19 protein-coding genes are annotated in these 17,818 nt (G+C 76.2%); 14 read left to right on the forward strand and 5 right to left on the reverse strand.

The features are described from left to right. Positions 1-263: 263 nt before the first annotated feature. From ACI8AA_RS20675 to ACI8AA_RS20715, 9 genes are all read left to right on the forward strand, one after another. Complete coding sequence (locus tag ACI8AA_RS20675; RefSeq protein ID WP_457046250.1) at positions 264-947, forward strand: ribonuclease HII; 684 nt, start codon at positions 264-266, stop codon at positions 945-947. Next, positions 944-1,264 carry a DUF2469 domain-containing protein gene (locus ACI8AA_RS20680; RefSeq protein ID WP_387993427.1) on the forward strand — a complete coding sequence of 107 codons (321 nt, stop codon included), beginning with the start codon at positions 944-946 and terminating at the stop codon, positions 1,262-1,264. Before ACI8AA_RS20675 ends, ACI8AA_RS20680 begins: the two co-directional genes overlap by 4 nt. 131 nt (positions 1,265-1,395) lie before the next feature. Next, positions 1,396-1,755 (forward strand): YraN family protein, encoded by a 360-nt coding sequence (locus ACI8AA_RS20685; protein WP_456935822.1) that lies wholly within the window; start codon positions 1,396-1,398, stop codon positions 1,753-1,755. Next, the gene (locus tag ACI8AA_RS20690; RefSeq protein WP_457046251.1) at positions 1,752-3,272 is read left to right on the forward strand and encodes a YifB family Mg chelatase-like AAA ATPase; all 1,521 of its coding nucleotides are present in this window, start codon (positions 1,752-1,754) and stop codon (positions 3,270-3,272) included. Before ACI8AA_RS20685 ends, ACI8AA_RS20690 begins: the two co-directional genes overlap by 4 nt. Then, on the forward strand, positions 3,269-4,525 hold the full coding sequence (dprA, locus tag ACI8AA_RS20695) for a DNA-processing protein DprA (protein WP_457046252.1): 1,257 nt from the start codon (positions 3,269-3,271) through the stop codon (positions 4,523-4,525). The genes ACI8AA_RS20690 and dprA overlap by 4 nt, the downstream gene beginning before the upstream one ends. Positions 4,526-4,777: 252 nt before the next feature. After that, positions 4,778-7,090 carry an MMPL family transporter gene (locus ACI8AA_RS20700; protein WP_457046253.1) on the forward strand — a complete coding sequence of 771 codons (2,313 nt, stop codon included), beginning with the start codon at positions 4,778-4,780 and terminating at the stop codon, positions 7,088-7,090. A gap of 81 nt (positions 7,091-7,171) precedes the next feature. Beyond that, positions 7,172-8,107, forward strand: a complete 936-nt coding sequence (locus ACI8AA_RS20705; protein WP_457046254.1) for a tyrosine-type recombinase/integrase — start codon at positions 7,172-7,174, stop codon at positions 8,105-8,107. A gap of 72 nt (positions 8,108-8,179) precedes the next feature. Continuing rightward, a complete protein-coding gene (whiG, locus tag ACI8AA_RS20710) occupies positions 8,180-8,983 on the forward strand; it encodes an RNA polymerase sigma factor WhiG (RefSeq protein WP_457046255.1) in 804 nt (267 codons plus the stop codon). A gap of 7 nt (positions 8,984-8,990) precedes the next feature. Then, the gene (locus tag ACI8AA_RS20715) at positions 8,991-9,365 is read left to right on the forward strand and encodes an antibiotic biosynthesis monooxygenase family protein (RefSeq protein WP_457046256.1); all 375 of its coding nucleotides are present in this window, start codon (positions 8,991-8,993) and stop codon (positions 9,363-9,365) included. Here ACI8AA_RS20715 and ACI8AA_RS20720 read toward each other — a convergent pair. Together ACI8AA_RS20720 and ACI8AA_RS20725 are read right to left on the reverse strand one after the other, a co-directional pair. After that, complete coding sequence (locus ACI8AA_RS20720; RefSeq protein ID WP_457046257.1) at positions 9,290-9,892, reverse strand: TMEM175 family protein; 603 nt, start codon at positions 9,890-9,892, stop codon at positions 9,290-9,292. The genes ACI8AA_RS20715 and ACI8AA_RS20720 overlap by 76 nt on opposite strands. Positions 9,893-9,931: 39 nt before the next feature. Beyond that, the gene (locus tag ACI8AA_RS20725) at positions 9,932-10,483 is read right to left on the reverse strand and encodes a peptidoglycan DD-metalloendopeptidase family protein (RefSeq protein WP_457046258.1); all 552 of its coding nucleotides are present in this window, start codon (positions 10,481-10,483) and stop codon (positions 9,932-9,934) included. A 262-nt stretch (positions 10,484-10,745) separates the two neighbouring features. Between ACI8AA_RS20725 and rpsB the strand changes: the two genes are divergently transcribed. The 5 genes from rpsB to ACI8AA_RS20750 all read left to right on the forward strand — a co-directional run bounded on the left by rpsB (position 10,746) and on the right by ACI8AA_RS20750 (position 15,234). Next, complete coding sequence (gene rpsB, locus ACI8AA_RS20730) at positions 10,746-11,666, forward strand: 30S ribosomal protein S2 (RefSeq protein ID WP_457046259.1); 921 nt, start codon at positions 10,746-10,748, stop codon at positions 11,664-11,666. A gap of 92 nt (positions 11,667-11,758) precedes the next feature. After that, positions 11,759-12,574 (forward strand): translation elongation factor Ts, encoded by an 816-nt coding sequence (tsf, locus tag ACI8AA_RS20735; protein ID WP_457046260.1) that lies wholly within the window; start codon positions 11,759-11,761, stop codon positions 12,572-12,574. A gap of 139 nt (positions 12,575-12,713) precedes the next feature. After that, entirely contained in the window at positions 12,714-13,502 is a 789-nt protein-coding gene (pyrH, locus tag ACI8AA_RS20740) for a UMP kinase (RefSeq protein WP_457046261.1), read from the forward strand. Between the two features lie 69 nt (positions 13,503-13,571). Further along, positions 13,572-14,129: a ribosome recycling factor gene (frr, locus tag ACI8AA_RS20745; RefSeq protein ID WP_457046262.1), complete on the forward strand. Its 558-nt coding sequence runs from the start codon at positions 13,572-13,574 to the stop codon at positions 14,127-14,129. 22 nt (positions 14,130-14,151) lie between these two features. Then, complete coding sequence (locus ACI8AA_RS20750) at positions 14,152-15,234, forward strand: phosphatidate cytidylyltransferase (protein WP_457046263.1); 1,083 nt, start codon at positions 14,152-14,154, stop codon at positions 15,232-15,234. Here ACI8AA_RS20750 and ACI8AA_RS20755 read toward each other — a convergent pair. The 3 genes from ACI8AA_RS20755 to ACI8AA_RS20765 are packed head-to-tail and all read right to left on the reverse strand — an operon-like array spanning position 15,198 to position 17,760. After that, complete coding sequence (locus ACI8AA_RS20755) at positions 15,198-16,328, reverse strand: GNAT family N-acetyltransferase (RefSeq protein WP_457046264.1); 1,131 nt, start codon at positions 16,326-16,328, stop codon at positions 15,198-15,200. The two genes, ACI8AA_RS20750 and ACI8AA_RS20755, sit on opposite strands and share 37 nt — an antisense overlap. Beyond that, complete coding sequence (locus ACI8AA_RS20760) at positions 16,325-17,089, reverse strand: polyphosphate kinase 2 family protein (RefSeq protein WP_457046265.1); 765 nt, start codon at positions 17,087-17,089, stop codon at positions 16,325-16,327. The genes ACI8AA_RS20755 and ACI8AA_RS20760 overlap by 4 nt, the downstream gene beginning before the upstream one ends. A 32-nt stretch (positions 17,090-17,121) precedes the next feature. After that, entirely contained in the window at positions 17,122-17,760 is a 639-nt protein-coding gene (locus ACI8AA_RS20765; protein ID WP_457046266.1) for a TrmH family RNA methyltransferase, read from the reverse strand. Between the last annotated feature and the right edge of the window lie 58 nt (positions 17,761-17,818).

The raw sequence follows: 17,818 nt of genomic DNA on the forward strand, positions 1-17,818 counted from the left end.
GAGGGGGGCGGGGGCGGCCGGGGGGGGGGGCGCCGGGGGGGGCGGCGCGCCCCCCCGCGCCCGCCGGGGCCCCCCCCGCCGCCGTCAGCGCACCCGCCCGTCCCGCCGTCCCGGGGACCGGTCGTGTCCCCGGGGCGTCGTAGTGTCGGACGGCGATGGCAGGCCGTCTTCCCCCCGCTCACCGGGCCGCCGCGACGTCGGCCCCCCGCACCCGCCGTCCCGACCCCGTCGACGCCCCGGGTCGCGACGACTCGCTCTGGGACATGGAGCGCTCGCTGCGCCGGCGCGGGTTCTCCACCGTCGCCGGCGCCGACGAGGCCGGCCGCGGCGCGTGCGCCGGGCCGCTGGTCGCCGCCGCGTGCGTGCTGCCCGCCGGCCGCCGCGGGCGAGTCCCCGGGCTGGCCGACTCCAAGCTCCTGACCGCCGCCGCGCGGGAGCGGGTCTACGCCGAGGTCGTCGACCGCGCGCTGTCCTGGTCGGTCGTGGTCATCCCCGTGGCCGACCTCGACGCGCGCGGCATGCACGTCACCAACCTCGAGGCGCTGCGCCGTGCGGTCAGCGCGCTGGACCCGTCCGCGGAATACGTGCTCACCGACGGTTTCTCCGTGCCCGGCCTCGGGGTGCCGGCCCTCGCCGTGTGGAAGGGCGACCGGGTCGCCGCCTGCGTGGCCGCGGCGTCGGTGCTGGCCAAGGTCACCCGGGACCGGATCATGCTCGACGTGCACGAGCGCTTCCCCGAGTACGACTTCGCGGTGCACAAGGGCTACACCACCGAGGCGCACACCGCCGCGCTGGAGCGTCACGGGCCCTGTCCCGAGCACCGGTCGCGCTTCGTCAACGTCGTCCGCGCGCGCGACGCGCGCGCCGTCCGGGAACTCCAGCTCACCGCTGCCGGCGGCATGGTCGATGATGGGGGCATGCGCACCATCTCCGGAGAGCCGCGATGAGCACCGAGGACCTGGAGAAGTACGAGACCGAGATGGAGCTCCAGCTCTATCGCGAGTACCGGGACATCGTCCGGCAGTTCACCTACGTGGTGGAGACCGAGCGGCGCTTCTACCTGGCCAACGCCGTCGACCTGCAGGTCCGCGAGGCCGGCGGCGAGGTGTTCTTCGAGCTCAAGCTGTCCGACGCCTGGGTCTGGGACATGTACCGGCCGGCGAGGTTCGTCCGCAACGTCCGGGTGCTGACGTTCAAGGACGTCAACGTCGAGGAGCTGGACAAGCCCGACCTCGAGCTGCCCGACGGGCCCCGCATCACCTGATCGCATCCGCACGCCCGGGAGGCTGACCGCCCGGGCCCACGGGACCGCCCGCGCCGTCCACAGCCCCGGCCGTCGTCCACAGACCGCCGTCCCGGGCCGTGCCGGGCACCCGACCGGGTCACGGTCGGCGGGTGTCCACGAGAACCGAACTCGGCAGCCGCGGGGAGACGATCGCCGCGGCCTACCTCACCGACGCCGGGCTGGCCGTCCTCGACCGCAACTGGCGGTGCCGCGACGGCGAGCTCGACATCGTCGCCCGCGAGGGGACGGCGATCGTCTTCTGCGAGGTCAAGACCCGCCGCGCCACCGGCTTCGGCCACCCCGTCGAGGCGGTGACCGCGGCCAAGCAGCGGCGGCTGCGCACGCTGGCCCAGCGGTGGCTGGCCGCCCACGACGAGCACGCGCCCGACCTGCGCTTCGACGTCGTCGGCGTGCTGGTGCGGCCGGCCGCGCCGGCGCTGGTCACCCACCTGCGCGGGGCGTTCTCATGACGCTCGCCCGCACCTGGTCGGTCGGGCTGGCCGGGGTGTCCGGCGCGATGGTCGAGGTCGAGGTGGACATGTCCGCCGGCGTCCCCGGCGTGGTGCTCGTCGGCCTGCCCGACGCCGTGGTGCGCCAGTCGGTCGACCGCGTCCGCGCGGCCGTGGTCAACACCGGGGCGTCCTGGCCGATGCGCCGGATCACCATCGGGCTGTCGCCGGCGTCCATGCCCAAGCAGGGGAGCGGCTTCGACCTCGCGCTGGCCGCCGCCGTGCTCGCCGCGGCCGGCACGCTCCCGGCCGACGCCGCCGACGGGCTGGTGCTGCTCGGCGAGCTCGGGCTCGACGGCTCGGTGCGCGCGGTCCGCGGCGTCCTGCCGGCCGTGCTGGCCGCCGCCCGGGCCGGGCACGGCACCGTCGTCGTCCCGGCCGGCAATGCGGAGGAGGCCGCGCTGGTCGACGGCGTCGACGTCCTCGCCGCGCGCACCCTCGGCGACCTGGTGGCCCACCTGTCCGGCCGCGCCCGGCTGACGCCACACGTCCGCGGCCCGCTGCCCCCGCCGGCACCGGCGCCGGACCTCGGCGACGTCGTCGGCCAGGCGGCTGGCCGCCGCGCGGTCGAGGTGGCCGCGGCCGGGGGGCACCACCTGCTCCTCACCGGGCCGCCGGGGGCGGGCAAGACTATGCTCGCCGAGCGGCTGCCCGGCCTGCTGCCGGTCCTCGACGAGCGGGCCGCGCTCGAGGTCACCGCGATCCACTCGGTCGCCGGGACGCTGCCGCCGGACGCGCCGCTGCTCAGCCGGCCGCCGTTCGAGGCGCCGCACCACTCGGCCACGATGGCCGCCCTCGTCGGCGGCGGCTCGGGCGCCATCCGCCCCGGCGCGCTGTGCCGAGCCCACCGCGGCGTGCTGTTCCTCGACGAGGCGCCGGAGTTCGCCCGGGCGACCCTGGACACGCTGCGCCAGCCCCTCGAGCGGGGCCAGGTCACGATCAGCCGGGCCGCCGGGTCGGCGACCTTCCCGTGCCGCGCCCAGCTGGTGCTCGCCGCCAACCCGTGCCCGTGCGCCAGCGCGGCCGGCGACTCCGTCTGCACCTGCAGCCCGCTGGAGCGCCGCCGCTACCAGTCCCGGCTGTCCGGCCCCCTGCTGGACCGCATCGACCTGCGGATCGAGCTGCCGCCGGTCACCCGCGCCGCCTGGCTCGGCACCGGCCCGGCCCCGGAGCCGACCGCCGCGGTGGCGGCCCGCGTCGCGGCCGCCCGCGGAGCCGCCGCCGCCCGGCTGCGCGGCACCGGCCTGCTGCTCAACAGCCAGGTGCCCGGGCGGCTGCTGCGCGAGCGGTGGGCGGTGCCGCGGCCGGCGCTGGCGCTGGCCGAGCGGGCGCTGGACCGCGGCCTGCTGTCGGTCCGCGGGCTGGACCGCGTGCTGCGGGTGTCCTGGACGCTGGCCGACCTCGCCGGGCGGGCGGTCCCCGACGGCGGCGACGTCGCCGAGGCGCTGGGCATGCGGCTGCAGCGGGTGGCGGCGTGAGCGCGCCCACCCTCGAGGAGGACCTCGAGGACGCCCTCGCCGGCCCGGCCGCGGCCGACGGGGTGGCGGTCCCCGGCATCCGGCGCGCCCGCGCCTGGCTGACCCGGGCCGCGGAGCCCGGCTCGGTGGCCCTGTGGCGGTGGGTCGACGACGTCGGCCCGGTCGCGGCGGTGCGCGCCCTGCGTGCCGGGACGGCGCCCGAGCAGGCCCGCGCCCTGGTCGGCGTGCGCGCCGAGCAGGACGCCACCCTCGCCGACCTCCGCCGGGCGGAGCGGTGCGGCGCCCGGCTGGTGGTGCCCGAGGACGACGAGTGGCCGGCGCTGCCGCTGCACGCGCTGACCGTCGCCGCGTACACCGACGGCGACGGCGAGGGCCGGCGCGACCGGACCACCGCGCTCGTCCCACCGGTGGCCCTGTGGGTGCGCGGGGACCCGCCGCTCGGGCCGACCGTCGACCGCTCCGTGGCCGTGGTCGGCGCGCGGGCGTCCACGGCCTACGGCGAGCACGTGGCCGCCGACCTCGGCGCGCAGCTGGGGGAGCGCGGCTGGACGGTCGTCTCCGGCGGCGCGTACGGCATCGACGTCGCCGCCCACCGCGGCGCGCTGGCCGCGGGCGCCCCCACCGTGGTCGTGCTCGCCTGCGGGGTCGACCGGGCCTACCCGGCCGCCCACTCCGCGGTGTTCGAGCGCATCGTCAGCGGCGGCGGCCTGCTGGTCAGCGAGTGGCCGCCGGGCGCGGCCCCGCACCGGCACCGCTTCCTCGTCCGCAACCGGATCATCGCCGGGCTCACCCGCGGCACCGTGGTGGTCGAGGCCGCGGCCCGCTCCGGCGCGCAGGCGACCGCCCGGCGCGCCCGCGCGCTGGGGAAGGAGGTGCTCGTCGTGCCCGGCCCGGTGACGAGCGCGATGTCGGTCGGCTGCCACGAGCTGCTGCGGGAGCAGGAGTCCGGCGCCCGGCTGGTCGGCAACGCCGCGCAGGTCGTCGAGGCGGTCGGCAGCCTCGGGGACGACCTGGCCGCTCCGGCGCACCGGCCCGCGTCGCCCCGCGACGGCCTGTCCGACCTGGCCCGCCGGGTGCTCGACGCCTGCCCGGTGCGGACCGGCGTCAGCGCCGAGCGGCTGGCCGCGGTCGCCGGCTGCGACCCGCTGGAGGCGATGCGGGTGCTGCCCGGCCTGGAGATCGCCGAGCTCGTGCAGTGGACCGGCACCGGCTGGCGGCTGGCGTCACCGCCGCGGACCGGGCGCGGCCGGTGACCCGGCGGCCGGTCCGCCGAGGACCAGACTCCGTTGACCGCCCTCCGGGGCCGGAGGACCATGGCGCGGTCGCGGCTCCCGGGCCGTGGCTCCACGTCGGACGACGGCACGGGGGCCACGGGGCCGGGGAGGCCTGCCCGCGTCGGGCCCGGTCCCGCCGGCCCGGCCGGCCCGCAGACCGGAGGACGCTCCGATGGACCTCCCGCCCCGCCCAGGACAGCCGGTGCCGCCCCCCGACGGCGGGAGACGGCCGTGAACGCCGCCCTGGACCGGCTGGGGCGCTGGTGTGCCCGCCGGCACTGGGCCGTCGTGGTCGCCTGGGGCGTCGTGCTGGCCGGCGTCCTCGTCTCCGCGAGCCTGTGGAGCGGGGTCTACGACAACGACTACACCGTCCCGGGCAGCGAGTCCGCCGAGGGCCTCGACGTCCTGGAGGAGCGCTTCCCGGAGGCCGGGGGCTACCAGGGGCAGATCGTCTTCCACGCCGGCAGCGCCCTGAGCAGCGACCAGCAGGCCGCCGTCTCCTCCGCGATGGACGCCGTCGCGGGGCTGCCCGACGTGCTCACCGCCACCGACCCCTACGCCACCCAGGGCACGCCCACGGTGTCGCAGGACGGGGAGACGGCGTACGGCACCGTGTCCTGGAGCGTCGTGCCGGGATCGCTGGACCCGGACTACCTCGACAGCCTCGACGACGCCGTCGCGCCGGCCCGCGCGGCCGGCCTGACCGTCGAGTACGGCGGGGGAGCGGGCAGGATCGGCCAGGTCACCGAGGACCGGACGTCGGAGGTCGTCGGCCTGGTGGCGGCGCTGGTCCTGCTGCTGGTGATGTTCGCCTCGGTCGTCGCGGCGGTCCTGCCGCTGCTCTCGGCGGTCACCAGCGTGCTGGTCGGCCTGAGCGTCATCGGGCTGCTCGCCGCTCTCGTCACGTTCCCCACCACCGCCCCCACGGTCGCCACGCTGCTCGGGCTGGGCGTGGCGGTCGACTACGGCCTGTTCCTCGTCGCCCGCGACCGCGACCAGCTGGACCACGGCGCCGGGGTCGAGCAGGCCACCGGCCGGGCGACCGCCACCTCGGGCGCGGCGATCGTCGTCGCCGGGAGCACGGTCGTGGTCGCCATCCTCGGCCTCTACGTCGCCGGGGTGCCGTTCGTCGGCGCCCTGGGCCTGGCCGCCGCCGTGGTCGTCGCCGTCGCGATGCTCGCCGCGCTGACCCTCGTGCCGGCGCTGCTGGGTCTCGCGGGCCGGGGCATCCAGACCCGCGCCGCCCGCCGGGCGCAGCGCGCGGCGAGCGCGGAGGACCCGGTGACGGCGGCGGCCCGGCGGGCCGACCTCGCCGCCCGCAGCGACGCGGCGCACGAGCGGAGCGCGTTCGCCCGCTGGGGCCGGCGGGTCAGCGACCACCCCTGGCCGTGGGCGGTGCTGGCCACCGCCGTCCTGCTGGTGCTGGCCATCCCGCTGCTGAGCCTGCAGCTGGGGCAGCTCGACGCCGGCACCGACCCCACCAGCGAGACCGACCGGCGGGCCTACGACCTGATCGCCGAGGGGTTCGGGCCGGGGGCGAACGGGCCGCTGTCGGTCGTCGTCGTCATCCCCGACGGGACCTCGTCCGACGACGCCACCACCCTGCTGCAGGGCGCCGTCACCACCATCGGCCAGGTCGACGGCGTAGCCTCGGTGAGCCCGCCGGCGGTCGACCAGGCCGGGGACACCGCCGTCCTGACCGTCGTCCCGACGACGTCGCCGCAGGACCAGGCCACCACCGACCTGGTCGACGAGCTGCGCTCCTCGGTGCTGCCGACGATCGACGCGACCACCTACGTCGTCGGCACCACCGCGGGCTACGTCGACTTCACCGCCAAGGTGGCCGCGCGCATGCCATGGCTGATCCTGACCGTGGTCGCGCTGGCCTTCGTGCTGCTCACCGTGGCGTTCCGCTCGGTCGTCATCGCCGCCAAGGCGGCCGTGCTCAACCTGCTGTCGGTCGGCGCGGCCTACGGCGTCGTCGTCGCGGTCTTCCAGTGGGGCTGGGGGTCGTCGTGGATCGGCATCGAGGAGGACCTGCCCATCCCGGCGTTCGTGCCGATGCTCATGTTCGCGATCGTCTTCGGGCTGTCGATGGACTACGAGGTGTTCCTGCTCTCGCGGGTGCACGAGGCCTGGTCGGCGACCCGGGACGCGCACCGCAGCGTCGCCATCGGCATCGGCGGCACCGCGCGGGTCATCACCACCGCCGCCGCGGTGATGGTCGGGGTGTTCAGCAGCTTCGTGCTCGAGCCGGACCCGACGGTGAAGATGCTCGCCGTCGGGATGGCCGCCGCCGTGCTCATCGACGCGAGCGTCATCCGGATGGTGCTGGTCCCGGCGGTCATGGCGCTGCTGGGGGCGCACGCCTGGTGGGCGCCGCGCTGGCTGCAGCGGGTGCTGCCCGACCTCGACATCGAGGGCAGCGCCCACCTCGCCCGGGTCGCGGACCTGGTGCCGGCGGCCCGGACGGAGGCGGACGCGCCCGGGGGCGGCGACGTCCGCGCCGCCCCGCCGACGGGCTCGGGCACGCGGGAGCGCTGAGGCGGCGTCCCGGGACCGGTCGCGGGCGATCGGACGGCGCGGCGGCTTGACCCACGGACGGTGCCGTCGGACGGTCGGAGCGTGACCGCCCGGACCGCCGACGCCCGCGCCGCGCTGCCGCCGGCGCTCGCGGCCGCGCTCGAGGGCTACGAGGACGCGCTGCGGGACGAGCGGGACCTGTCGGAGCACACCGTCCGCGGCTACGTCACCGACGCCGTCTGGCTGCTCGACCACCTCGCCCGCCGCGGCGGCACGCGGGTCGACGAGCTGGACCTCGCCGCGCTGCGCAGCTGGCTGGCCCAGGGCCGCACGCGCGGCGCCAGCCGGGCGACCACCGCCCGCCGCGCCGCCGCCGCCCGCTCGTTCACCGCCTGGCTGCGCCGCTCGGGCCACACCCCCGAGGACGTCGGCCTGCGGCTGGTCAGCCCCAAGGCGCACCGCACGCTGCCCGACGTGCTCGCCCCCGACCAGGCCCGCGCCGTCGTCGAGTCCACCGCCGGCGCCGACGACCCCGTGGGCCTGCGCGACGCCGTCGTCCTCGAGCTGCTGTACGCCAGCGGCATCCGGGTCAGCGAGCTGGTCGGCCTCGACGTCGACGACGTCGACCGCGGCCGCCGGCTGCTGCGGGTCCTCGGCAAGGGCCGCAAGGAGCGCAGCGTCCCCTACGGCGCGCCGGCCGAGCGGGCCCTCGACGCCTGGCTGACCCGCGGCCGCCCGGCGCTGGCCACCCCCGACTCCGGCCCGGCGCTGCTGCTGGGCCTGCGCGGACGGCGGCTGGACCCGCGCGAGGCCCGCCGGACCGTGCACGCCGCGGTGGCCCGCGCGCCCGGCGCCCCTGACGTCGGCCCGCACGGGCTGCGGCACTCGGCGGCCACCCACGTCCTGGAGGGCGGCGCCGACCTGCGCTCCGTCCAGGAGCTGCTCGGCCACGCTAGCCTCGCGACGACGCAGATCTACACGCACGTGACCGTCGAGCGGCTGCGTGCGGTGCACGCCCAGGCGCACCCGCGGGCCTGAGCCGACCGCCCACCCGAACGACCGTCCCGGGGTCCGGCAGGACCCCAGCCACCACGAAGCGGGAGACCCGACGTGCCCGAGGCCACCATCCACCGGATCGGCGGCGAGTCCGAGGAGGACGCCGACGCCGCGCTGGCCGAGCTGTGGGCGCAGTACGTCGCCGACCGCGCCCCCGAGCTGCGCGACCGGCTGATCCTGCACTACGCGCCGCTGGTCAAGTACGTCGCCGGCCGGGTCGGCAGCGGCCTGCCGGCGCACGTCGAGCAGGCCGACCTGGTCTCCTACGGCACCTTCGGGCTCATCGACGCGATCACCCGCTACCAGCCCTCGCGCGAGGTCAAGTTCGAGAGCTACGCGATGTCCCGCATCCGCGGCGCGATCATCGACGAGCTGCGCAGCACCGACTGGATCCCGCGGTCGGTGCGGATGCGTGCCCGGCAGTTCGAGCGGACGGTCGCCACGCTGGAGAACCAGCTCCGGCGCAGCCCGACCGACGAGGAGATCGCCGCGGCGATGGAGATGGACGTCGAGGACGTGCGCAAGTTCCTCGGTCAGCTCTCCCTGGTCAACGTCGTCGCCCTCGACGAGCTGCTCACCGACGACGACGGCGGCGCGCCCCGGCTGGTCGACACGCTGCAGGACGCCAACGCCCTCGACCCGCAGGCGGTGGCCGAGCACGGCGAGGCCCGCCAGCTGCTCGCCCGCGCCGTCGAGCAGCTGCCCGAGCGGGAGAAGGTCGTCGTCAGCCTCTACTACTTCGAGGGCCTGACGCTGGCCGACATCGGCCGGGTCCTCGGCGTGACCGAGAGCCGCATCTGCCAGCTGCACACCAAGGCCGTGCTGCACCTGCGCACCAAGCTCGCCGACATCGCCTGACCCGCCGGTGGTCCTCGAGCACGCGCTCCTCCCGGTCCGCCCCGGCCGGGAGGAGGAGTTCGAGGCGGCCTTCGCGCGCGCCCGGCCGGTCATCTCGGCGTCCCCGGGGTTCCGCTCCCTGCGGCTGTCCCGCTGCCTCGAGCGCCCGGGGACCTACCTGCTGCTGGTCGAGTGGGACCGGCTGGAGGACCACACCGAGGGGTTCCGCGGCTCGGCCGCCTACCAGGAGTGGAAGGCGCTGCTGCACGGCTTCTACGACCCGTTCCCGGTGGTCGAGCACTTCACCGAGGTGGCGGTGGCCGGCGATCAGGCCGGCGCGGGGCGGCGCCGCAGCGCGGACTCGATCGGCCCGGACAGGAAGAGCACCAGCAGCGCCCAGTAGTGCACGGCGCTCACCAGCGTGCCGACCAGCAGGGCCACGAGCAGCAGCCCGCTGGCGACCAGCGACGGCACCGGCGAGGCGTCCTCGGAGGGGCCGCGGCGCAGGCCGGGACGCCGCCAGAGCAGCAGCTTCGTCGTCGTCAGGCACCACGAGCTCAGGGTGATCGTGCCGACGTACAGCGCCACGGCCGCCCGGTCGGTGCCGTAGGCCGCCACCACCTGCGTGGCGAAGGGCAGCAGGACGATCGTGAGGATCCACAGCAGGTTGACGGTCAGGAACGCCCGGTCGTAGGACCGCACGCCCTCGACCATCCGGTGGTGGACCAGCCACAGCCGGGAGATGACGGCGAAGCTCAGCAGGAACGCGCCGAACTGGCCGGCCTCGTCGGCCAGCAGGGTGCCCAGGCCGCCGCGCACCTCCGCGCCGTCGAGCAGCTCGGCCAGCGGCAGCACCAGCAGGGTGATCGCGATGGCGACGACCGCGTCGAGGAACGTGACGAAACGGTCGAGGCCCCGTTCGGTCCGCATCCGCGCAGGCTAGGACGGCGGTCGGTCCCGCAGGGCCGGTCAGCCCGGCGGCAGCAGGCGCACCCGCGGCGGGCGCAGCAGCGACAGCGGGTCCAGGTACACCTCGCCGCGCCGCAGGCCCCAGTGCAGGCATGCCGCGGCCGGGCAGCCGGCGTGCCCGGCCGCCAGCGTCCCCAGCGGCGAGCCGCGGGCGACGCGCTGCCCGGCGGCGACGGCGGGGTCGACCGGCTCGTAGGTGGTCCGCAGCCCGCCGGCGTGGTCGACGCTGACCACCGGCCGGCCCGCCACCCGCCCGGCGAAGACGACGACGCCGTCCCCGGCCGCCACCACCACGTCGCCGGGCGCGCCGGCCAGGTCCGCGCCGCGGTGCCCGGGCCCGTAGGGCGAGGGCGGGGGAGCGAACGGCCGGGTGACCACCGGCGGCCCGCCGAGCGGTGCGGTCCAGGCCGCGACGGCGGGGACGGCGGGAGCGGCCGGCTCCGCGACGGCGGGCGCCGGCACGAGCAGGGCGGCGCAGGCCAGCAGGAGCGCGAGCAGCGGGCGGGCGGGCACGCCGTCGAGGCTCACCGCCCGCGGGCCGCGGCGGGTCACGGGCGGCGCACCTGTGGACGGGCCGGACGCGGGGGAGGGGCGGCCCGGCCCGGCGCGTATGCTGTCCGGTGCGACCCGTCTGCACGGGTCGACTCCGCGCGTCCTCCACCCGCCAGCACGGCGGGGCAGCCCCACCTCGGTCCCGGTCTCCCCGGGTCGGTGGCGCCGCGGGACGCCAGGGCGGGACACCACCCGGTGCCCGCGTCAACCGAGGAGCGCGGCCGCCGGGCGGCCGCGCGCGAGCACGAGAGGCTGCGCCCCCATGGCAGTCGTCAGCATGAAGCAGCTGCTCGACAGCGGCGTCCACTTCGGGCACCAGACCCGTCGCTGGAACCCGAAGATGAAGCGCTTCATCTTCACCGAGCGCAACGGCATCTACATCATCGACCTGCAGCAGACGCTCGGGTACATCGACTCGGCCTACGAGTTCGTCAAGCAGACGGTCTCGCACGGCGGCACGATCCTGTTCGTCGGCACCAAGCGCCAGGCGCAGGAGGTCGTCGCCGAGCAGGCGCAGCGCGTCGGCATGCCCTACGTCAACCAGCGCTGGCTGGGCGGCATGCTCACCAACTTCTCCACCGTCCACAAGCGGCTCCAGCGGCTCAAGGAGCTCGAGGACATGGAGCAGACCGGCGTGATGGCCGGCCTGTCCAAGAAGGAGCAGCTGGGCCTGACCCGCGAGAAGGCCAAGCTCGAGCGCAGCCTCGGCGGCATCCGCGACATGCAGAAGGTGCCCAGCGCCATCTGGATCGTGGACACCAAGAAGGAGCACATCGCCGTCGGCGAGGCCCGCAAGCTGGGCATCCCGGTCGTCGCGATCCTCGACACCAACTGCGACCCCGACGAGGTCGACTACAAGATCCCGGGCAACGACGACGCGATCCGCGCCATCAACGTCCTGACCCGCGTGATCGCCGACGCCGTCGCCGACGGCCTCATGGCCCGCTCGGCCGCGCAGGCCAACGCCGGCCGCGAGGACGGCGCCGAGCAGGCCATCGGTGGCGACGAGCCGCTGCCGGACTGGGAGCGCGAGCTGCTGACCGGTGGCGCCGAGGGCGCCGCCGCGCTCCCGGAGACCCCGGCGGCCCCGCCGGCCGTCACGGCCGACGAGGTCGCCCCTGTCGCGGGCGTGCCCGCCACCGGTGACACCTCCACCGGCACCCAGGGCGCCCAGAACGGCTGACCGCGCCGGCGCCGCTGCCCAGCCCTCCCCGGGCCGGGCAGCGGCGCCGTGGCACGTCCGCACCACCCACTCCAGACCCGTGAGGAAGTGACATGCCCGCCTTCACCGCTGCCGACGTCAAGCGCCTCCGTGACGCCACCGGCGCCGGCATGATGGACGCCAAGAAGGCCCTGACCGAGGCCGACGGCGAGTACGACAAGGCCATCGAGCTGCTGCGCATCAAGGGCGCCAAGGACGTCGGCAAGCGCCTCGAGCGCTCCACGACCAACGGCATCGTCGTCAGCAAGCACGGCGCGCTGCTCGAGCTCGACTGCGAGACCGACTTCGTCGCCAAGAACGCCGACTTCGTGGCGCTCGCCGAGCGGCTCGTCGAGATCGTGATCGAGCAGTCGCCGGCCGACCTCGACACGCTGATGGCCACCGAGGTCGACGGCCAGACCGTCGCCAAGCTCATCGAGGCCGAGTCCGCCCGCATCGGCGAGAAGCTCGTCCTCTCGCGCTTCGCCACCTTCGAGGGCCCGACCGCGGTGTACCTGCACAAGCGGGCCACCGACCTGCCCCCGGCCATCGGCGTCGCCGTCCAGTACCAGGGTGGCGACGAGGAGGCCGCGCGCGCCCTGGCGATGCACATCGCCGCCGCCCGCCCGCGCTTCCTGTCCCGCGAGGAGGTCCCGGCGGAGGCCGTCGAGACCGAGCGCCGGGTCGCCGAGCAGACGGCCAAGGAGGAGGGCAAGCCCGAGCAGGCGATCGTCAAGATCGTCGAGGGCCGGGTCAACGCCTACTACAAGGACTTCGTCCTGCTCGAGCAGCCGTCGATCACCGAGCCCAAGCGCACGGTGAAGCAGGTCATCGACGAGGCCGGCCTGACCGTGCAGCGGTTCGCCCGCTTCGAGGTCGGCCAGGCCTGAGCAGCAGGCCACGGAGACACCACGGCACCGGCCCCGTCCCACCCCCGGGACGGGGCCGGTGGCGTGTCCGGGCCCGGCTGGCGAGCGCCGGGCACTCTGTCAGGATCACGAAGAACGACGTCGAACGAGGGAAGAGCCGTTGACCGAGACCGCCACGACGCAGACGACCGAGGCGCCGCACCCGCCGCTGTCGGCCCCGAGCGCCTTCCAGCCGGCGGACGGCGCCGGCTACCAGCGGGTGCTGCTCAAGCTCTCCGGTGAGGCCTTCGGCGGCGGCAAGGTCGGCGTCGACTCGGGCATCGTCCACGACATCGCCACCCAGCTGGCCGAGGTCGTCCACGGCGGCACGCAGGTCGCCGTCGTCGTCGGCGGGGGCAACTTCTTCCGCGGCGCCGAGCTGTCGCAGGCGGGCATGGACCGCCGGCACGCCGACTACATGGGCATGCTCGGCACGGTCATGAACTGCCTGGCGCTGCAGGCCTTCTGCGAGCAGGTCGGCCTGGAGACCCGGGTGCAGACCGCGATCACCATGGGCCAGGTCGCCGAGCCCTACATCCCGCGCAAGGCCGTCCGGCACCTGGAGAAGGGCCGGCTGGTCATCTTCGGCGCCGGCGCCGGCATGCCGTACTTCTCCACCGATACGGTCGCCGCCCAGCGCGCGCTGGAGATCGGCTGCCAGGTGCTGCTCATGGCCAAGAACGGCGTCGACGGCGTCTACGACGACGACCCGCGCACCAACCCCGCGGCGACGATGTACGACGACCTGGACTACACCACGGTCCTCGCCGACCAGCTCAAGGTCGCCGACGCCACGGCCATCAGCCTGTGCATGGACAACCAGATGCCGATCGTGGTCTTCAACCTGCTGCGCGACGGCAACATCGCCCGCGCGGTGGCGGGTGAGAGGATCGGGACGCTGATCAGCTGAGCGCGCCGGAACACGCACGCCGCACCGCAGGACGACGGTGGGGACGATCCCGCCGCAGGAGGAGAGACCGTGATCGACGACACCCTGCTCGACGCCGAGGAGCGGATGGACAAGGCCCTGTCGGTCGCGCGGGAGGACCTCGGCTCGGTGCGCACCGGCCGCGCGGCGCCCTCGATGTTCAACAAGGTCCTGGTCGACTACTACGGCGCCCCGACCCCGGTGCCGCAGATGTCGTCGATCACGGTGCCCGAGGCGCGCATGGCGGTCATCAAGCCCTACGACAACAGCCAGCTGTCGGCCATCGAGAAGGCCATCCGCGACAGCGACCTGGGCGTCAACCCGACCAACGACGGGCAGATCATCCGCGTGGTCTTCCCGCAGCTGACCGAGGAGCGCCGTCGCGACCTGGTCAAGCAGGCCCGGTCCAAGGGCGAGGACGCCAAGGTCGCCATCCGCAACGTGCGCCGCCGCAGCAAGGAGGAGCTCGACCGGATCGCCAAGGACGGCGAGGCCGGCGAGGACGACGTGCGTCGCGCGGAGAAGGAGCTCGACGACCTCACCGCCCAGCACGTGGCGGCCGTCGACGAGGCCGTGAAGAACAAGGAGGCCGAGCTGCTCGAGGTCTGAGCCGCTCGCCCCGATCCCTGCCATGACCTCCCGTCCCGACGCCGCCGGGGCCGGCCCGTCCGGGGACGCCGACACCGGGCCGATCCCCGTGGTCCGGCGTCCCTCGCCGCCGCCGCCCCCGCCGCCCGGTCCGCCCCGGCCGGCGCCCCCGCCGACCAGCCCGATCGCGACGGCCCCCGGTGCCGCCGCGCCGGGCACCCAGGAGATGGCGGTGCCGGCCGCCGGCATCGCCGTCCCGCCCGTCCCCGGAGCGGCCGGCGGGGAGGCCGGCACCGAGCCGGAGCCACGCAAGGGCGGACGGGCCGGGCGGGACCTGGTCGCCGCCATCGGCGTCGGCCTGGGTCTCGGCGCGGTCATCCTCGCCTCGCTGCTGGTCTACCGGCCGGCGTTCCTGGTGGTCGTCGTCGCGGCGATCCTGGTCGGCGTCGTCGAGCTGGTCCGCGCGCTCGAGGCCGGCGGCGCCCGCCCGCCGCTCGCCCCGGTGCTGGTCGGCGCCGTCGCGATGCTGGTGCTGGCGTGGACCCGCGGCCCCGACGGCCTCGTCGTCGGCTTCCTGCTCACCGTCGTCGCGGTGCTGCTGTGGCGGCTCGGCGACGGCCCCGGGGACTACCGCCGCGACGCCGCCGCCGGCGTCCTGGTCACCCTCTACGTGCCGCTGCTGGCCGGTTTCGCGGTCCTGCTGCTGGTCCCCGACGACGGCGTCGCGCGGGTGCTCGCGTTCATCGCCACCGTGGTCGGCAACGACGTCGGCGGCTACACCGCGGGCGTCCTGTTCGGCCGGCACCCCATGGCGCCGTCGGTGAGCCCGAAGAAGTCGTGGGAGGGCATGGCCGGGTCGATCGTGGCCTGCGTCGCCGTCGCCACCCCGATCGTCGTGCTCGCCCTCGACGGCCCGTGGTGGGGCGGCGTGCTCGTCGGCGTCGCGCTCGCGGTGACCGCCACGGTGGGCGACCTCGGCGAGTCGCTGATCAAGCGGGACCTCGGCATCAAGGACATGGGCAACCTGCTGCCCGGCCACGGCGGGATCATGGACCGGCTCGACAGCCTGCTGCCCTCGGCGGCGGTGGCCTACCTGCTGCTGTCCTGGGTCGCCCCGCCCGGCTGAGGCGGCCAGGGGGCGCTGACCTCCCACGTCGACCCGACCGCGGCGAAGCCGCGGCGGGCGTACCAGTGGCGCGGCCAGTCGCCGGCGTCGGCCTCGAGGACGACGAGGTCGCAGCCGGCGCCCGCGGCGAGCTCCAGCAGCCGGGCGAGGACGGCGTCGGCGTGGCCGCGCCCGCGGGCGGCGGGCTCGGTCATCACCGACTCGACCGCCGCGGTCGCGCCGTCGACCCGCAGCTGCCCGGCGGCCACGACCCGGCCGCCGTCCCGCACCACGACGTCGCTGACCGCGACGACCCGGTCGTTGCGGGACTCCCGGCCCACCAGCTGGGCGACCACCTCGTCCAGGTCGGGGATCCCGGCCAGGTCGCGCCGCCACCCCGCCGCCCACAGCGGGTGCACCTCCTCCTGCGCGACCACCTCCGCCCGCTCGGCCCCGGGCAGGCCGGGCGTGGCGGGACGCGCCATGACCAGCAGCTCCCCGGCCTCCCAGCCGGCCGCGGCCAGCTCGGTGACGACCGCGCCGGCACCGGGCCAGCGCAGCAGCGCCGCCCGGGACGGCCAGCCCGCGCCCGCCGCCACCCCGCCGGCGGCCCGCGCCACCGTGGCCGCGTCGACCGGGTCGTCGAGCACGAGCCGGTTGTCGTCGCGGGAGTGCGCGAAGCGGGGGTCGAGGACGGCCACCCCGCCGGGGACGTCGCACACCTCGGCGGCCCGCCGGGTGCGCAGCGACAGCCCGTGCGCCAGCGCCCGGCCCAGCGCGTCGTCCGGCGCGGGCAGGACCGGCCGCACCGGCGGGCGGTACGGCACGACGGCGACCACCGCTGCGGTCAGCAGCGGCCCGTACAGGTGCGGGAAGCGCACCCCGGCGGGGTCGGCGTCGGCACCGGGCTCCTCGACGACCGGGTCGGTCAGGCGGGCCGGGTCGACGACGAGCAGCACCAGGTCGCGCCGGCCCGGGAACAGCCGCGCGGCCGGCAGGTGCACCTGCTCCGGGTGCGACAGGTGCACGAACGGCGCCCCGGTGGGCGCCACGGCGCCGGCGGACAACGCCGCACGCCAGTCGGCCGGGGCGCACAGGTGGACGAGGACGCTCATGCCCCCGGGGTCTCGTCCGGGTCGATCCCGCGGTCGGCCAGGGCCCGCTCGATCGCCTCGCAGACGGCGCGGACGACGGCCACCCGCGCCCACCGCTTGTCGTCCCCGGCGACCAGCGACCACCGGCCCGCCGGGTGGTCGGTGCGCTCGAGCATCTCCTCGACGGCGGCCTCGTACGCCGGGCGCTTCTCCCGGTTGCGCCAGTCCTCGTCGGTGAGCTTCCACGCGCGGTAGGGGTCGGCCGCGCGGGACTCGAAGCGGCGCAGCTGCTCCTCGGGGGAGACGTGCATCCAGAACTTCACCAGCACCATGCCCTCGGCGGCCAGCGTCGTCTCCAGGTCGACGATCTCGCCGTAGGCCCGCCGCCACGCCTCCTCGCTGGCGAACCCCTCGACCCGCTCGACCAGCACCCGGCCGTACCAGGTGCGGTCGAGGACGGCCATGCCGCCCCAGCCGGGCAGCACGGGCCAGAACCGCCACAGGAAGTGGTGCCGCTTCTCGTTCGACGAGGGGGCGGCGAACTGGGCCACCCGCACGTGCCGGGGGTCGAGCTGGTCGACCAGCCGCTTGATCGCGCCGCCCTTGCCCGAGGCGTCCCACCCCTCGAACAGCACGCACACCGGCGGCCCGAGCGGGGTGCCCAGCTGCCCGCCGAGGAACAGCCGCAGGTGCACCAGGCGCTGCTGCGCGGCGGCCAGCTGTTCCTTGGCCTCGCGCTTGCCCAGCCGGAGGGTCAGGTCCACGTCGTCGAGTCGGCCCACCTCGCAGAGAGTGGCGCATGCGGCCCGTGCTGTCAGGTCGGCAGCTGCGTGTGCTGGCGGATCCAGGCGTGCATGGCGATCCCCGCGGCGACGCCGGCGTTGATCGAGCGGGTCGAGCCGAACTGGGCGATGGACAGGACGTCGTCGGCCACCGCCCGCGCCTCCTCTGACAGCCCGGTGCCCTCCTGGCCGAACAGCAGCACGCAGGCCCGGGGGAGGACGGCGGTCTCGATCGGCCGGGCGCCGGGCAGGTTGTCGACGGCGAGCACCGGCACGCCCCGCTCCCGCGCCCAGGCGCCGAGCGCGGCGGCGTCGGGGTGGTGCCGCACGGTCAGGTACCGGTCGGTGACCATCGCGCCCCGGCGGTTCCACCGCTTCCGGCCGACGACGTGCACCTCCGCGGCGAGGAAGGCGTTGGCCGTCCGCACGACCGTCCCGATGTTGAGGTCGTGCCGCCAGTTCTCGATGGCGACGTGGAAGCCGTGCCGGCGCGGGTCGAGGTCGGCGACGATCGCCTCGACGGTCCAGTAGCGGTACCGGTCGACGACGTTGCGCCGGTCGCCGTGCGCCAGCAGCTCGGGGTCGTAGCGCGGGTCCTCCGGCCACGGCCCCTCCCACGGGCCGACGCCAACCGAGTCGAGCGGGACGGGTGCGCGCTCGGCCTCGGACACCCGGCCGACGCTAGCGGGCCGCACCCCGCCGCCCGGCCCCGCCTCCGTCACCCGGACG

This window comes from Geodermatophilus sp. SYSU D01180 (assembly GCF_054050415.1).